3 protein-coding genes and 1 pseudogene are annotated in these 3314 nt (G+C 63.9%); 2 read left to right on the plus strand and 2 right to left on the minus strand.

Features of this window, described 5'->3' with window-relative positions:
• Positions 1–259: pseudogene (locus tag AC5JJ6_RS03015) on the plus strand (alpha/beta hydrolase); the annotation flags it as partial.
• Between the two features lie 67 nt (positions 260–326).
• Positions 327–515, plus strand: a complete 189-nt coding sequence (locus AC5JJ6_RS03020) for a hypothetical protein (RefSeq protein ID WP_147040641.1) — start codon at positions 327–329, stop codon at positions 513–515.
• 52 nt (positions 516–567) lie between these two features.
• On the opposite strand, the gene AC5JJ6_RS03025 is transcribed toward AC5JJ6_RS03020, so the two are convergent.
• Both AC5JJ6_RS03025 and phbB read right to left on the minus strand, forming a co-directional pair.
• Positions 568–2526 (minus strand): PHA/PHB synthase family protein, encoded by a 1959-nt coding sequence (locus AC5JJ6_RS03025; protein ID WP_496040627.1) that lies wholly within the window; start codon positions 2524–2526, stop codon positions 568–570.
• Positions 2527–2630: 104 nt separating this feature from the next.
• The coding region (phbB, locus tag AC5JJ6_RS03030) for an acetoacetyl-CoA reductase (RefSeq protein WP_496040628.1) at positions 2631–3314 on the minus strand (684 nt) is incomplete at its 5' end.

A 3314-nucleotide genomic window follows, 5' to 3' on the forward strand; every position in this document is an offset into this window, starting at 1 on the left:
CGGCGGCTGGATCCCGTTTCCCCCTCTGCCGAAGCGGAAATTGCCCGTCCTGGTGCTCGGCGCCGAAAAGGACTTGCTGTTCCCGCCCGATCAGGTCCACGCCACGGCATGGGCTTTCCGCACCGATGCCACGTTCTTTCCGGACATGGGCCATTCGATGATGCTTCAGCCGGGCTGGGAATCCGTCGCCTGCCATATCGACGGCTGGGTTAATGACAATTTTGCGGCCCAGCCGAAAACCGCCCAGGCGGCTGATTGAACGGTTGACTTGCGCGTGATCCGCCTCAGCTAGTTCAGGGTAACTTTACAGCGATGGAGTGCCCAAGATGCGTACAGTAATTGCTGCGACGGCCCTCGCTTTTGCCGTTTCCGCCGCTGCCCCGGCTTTTGCCGGCGAAGGCGGATGCTCGTGGTCCCAGAGCGCCAGCGCGTCCAGTTCCTCCGGTTCCACGACCACCCAGACGGCGCAGACCAACACCACCTCGTCGACCACCGCCGGCAGCGGCGGTTCGTAACGCCGAAAGCGATCCCGGTCTCCCTGTTACGGGAGACCGGGGCTTCACGGAGTCACTTCTCCAGTACGTAGCTTCCCGGCGCGTCTTCGACGATCGGGTAGTTTTCGCTGCCCATTCCCCGCGGCTTGCCCTTGCGGCCGGAATGCTTGCCCAGCCAAGCGGTCCAGTCCTTCCACCAGCTTCCCTCATGCGCGGTGGCGCCTTCGCGCCACTCCTGCGGCGTGGCGGCGGACTTGCCGGACTCGTTGATCCAGTAAGTTCCCCGTCCGCCCGGCGGGTTGATGATGCCCGCGATGTGGCCGCTCGACGCCAGCACGTAGCGCACGTCGCCCTTGACGAGCTGGTTGATCCGCCACGCCGCTTCCCACGGCACGATATGGTCCTTTTCCGCCCCCACGGCATAGACGTCCATGGTGACGTTGCCGAGGTCGATCGGAGCGCCCTTCAGCGTCACCTTGCCCGGCACCATCAAGTTGTTCTCGACATAGGTGTTGCGCAGGTACCAGCTATGGGCCGCCCTGCACATGCGGGTGCCGTCGCTGTTCCAGTACAGCAGGTCGAAGGCGGGCGGCTTCTCGCCCATCAGGTAGTTGTTGACGACGTTGGCCCAGATCAGGTCGTTGGAGCGCAGCAGGTTGAACATGTTGGACATCTCTCGGCTGTCCAGGTAGCCGCGCTCCAGCATCTGCTGCTCGATGAAGTCGATCTTGTCCTCGCCCATGAAGATGCCGGTGTCGCCGACTTTCGAGAAGTCCTGCATCGACACCATGAACGTGGCCGAGTTGAACCGCTTGTCCCCCTGCGTCGCCAGCCACGCCAGCGTCGAGATCAGCAGCGTCCCGCCGATGCAGTAGCCCATGGGGTTGACGGTGGCGCTGCCCGTGATGTCCCGGATCGCGTCCGATGCCGCCAGCGGTCCTAGGTCCATGTAGTCTTCGAACGTGATCTCGTCCATCGAGGCGTCGGGGTTCTTCCACGACACCATGAAGACCGTGAAGCCCTGGTCTACCAGATACTTCACCATGCTGTTCTTGGGCTGAAGATCCAGGATGTAGAACTTGTTGATCCACGGCGGCATGATCATGATCGGCACGGCGTGGACCGTCTTGGTCGTCGGCTCGTACTGGATCAGCTCGATCAGGCGATTGCGGAACACCACCTTGCCGGGGGTCATCGCCATGTTGCGGCCCGGCGCGAAGGTCGTGGTATCGACCATCGACAGGCGGCCTTCCTTCAGGTCGCTCAGAAGGTTCTGCGCTCCGGCGGCAAGGCTGGCTCCGCCCGTCTCCAGCGCCTTCCGCAAGGCAGCGGGGTTCGATACCAGAAGCAGCGTCGGGCTCATCGCATCGACGAACTGCTGAAGGTGGAAGTTCAGGCGCTGGCGCTCCGCATCGTCCAGTCCCTCGACATCCTTGCCGTGCTTTATCAGCCAGTCGGACGCCATCAGGTACATTTCCTTCAGGGTCCGGTAGACCGGGTTGGAGTGCCATTCCGGTGCGGCGAACCGCTTGTCGCCGCCCTTCGTCTTGGCTCCATCAGCCGGCTGCTGGCCTGCGAAGCTCAGCCAGCGCTGTCCCGCCTCGTTCCAGTTGTCGATCGCCGACTGCCACATCTTGGTATTGAGTTCCGCCGCCGACTGCATGCTCTCGCCCGGCTTGGCCAGCGACAGCATCCAGACGGTGCGCAGCGCGCGGGCGATCTCCGCCCAGTCGACCGGCACGATCTCGCGGAACGGGTTGGCGTTCCACATCTGGTCGATCGAGCGCAGCAGCGGGTCGCGGGCGAGCATATCGTTGAGCTGCTTGCTTCCCGCCGACAGCATGTTGCCGGCCATCCGGTCCGGCGTCACCTTCCACCAGGGCTCGGCGCTGCTCATCCAGTTCTGGGCTTGGCCGAAGCTGGACTCCATCCAGGACATCCAGACGGCCAGGGCCGTATCCGGCCTGGGCGGTTCGCCGACGGGCTCCCGCTCTTCCCGGACGCGCTGTTCCGCCATCTTTTCGATGCCCATCAAATACCCTCCATTATCGGTCCCGCCTTGAATCGACGGACTGTTATCGTATCGGCCCGAAGCGCCAAGCGGGGCGCTTCGGGCCGTGGTTCAGAGAAAACCGATCAGTACATGTGCTGGCCGCCGTTGATCGACAGGGTCGAGCCGGTGACGAAGCCGCCCTCGTCGGCGACCAGGAACAGCACGCCGCGCGCGATCTCCGATGCCTTGCCGAGACGGCCGACCGGCACCTTGGCGACGATCTTCTCCAACACGTTCGGCGGCACGGCGCGGACCATGTCGGTGTCGATGTAGCCGGGTGCTATCGCGTTGACGGTGATCCCCTTGGCCGCCCCCTCCTGGGCGAGAGCCTTGGTGAAGCCGTGGATGCCGGACTTGGCCGCCGCGTAGTTGACCTGACCGTACTGCCCGGCCTGACCGTTGATCGAGCCGATGTTGACGATCCGGCCGAAGCCGCGCTCCCGCATGCCGTCGATCACGTTGCGGCACATGTTGAAGCAGGATGTCAAGTTGGTCGCGATGACGTCGTTCCACTGCTCGAAGGTCATCCGGTGCAGCACGCCGTCGCGGGTGATGCCGGCGTTGTTGACGACGATCTCGACCGGACCCAGTTCCGCCTCGACCTTCGCCAGACCTTCCTTGCAGGCGTCGAAGCTGCTGACGTCCCACTTGAAGACCGCGATGCCGGTCCGCTCGGAGAACTCCCTCGCCTTCTCGTCGTTGCCTGCATAGACGGCGGCGACCTTGTAGCCGGCTTCCTTCAGCCCGAGCGAGATGGCCTCGCCGAT

Source organism: Skermanella sp., from assembly GCF_059503625.1.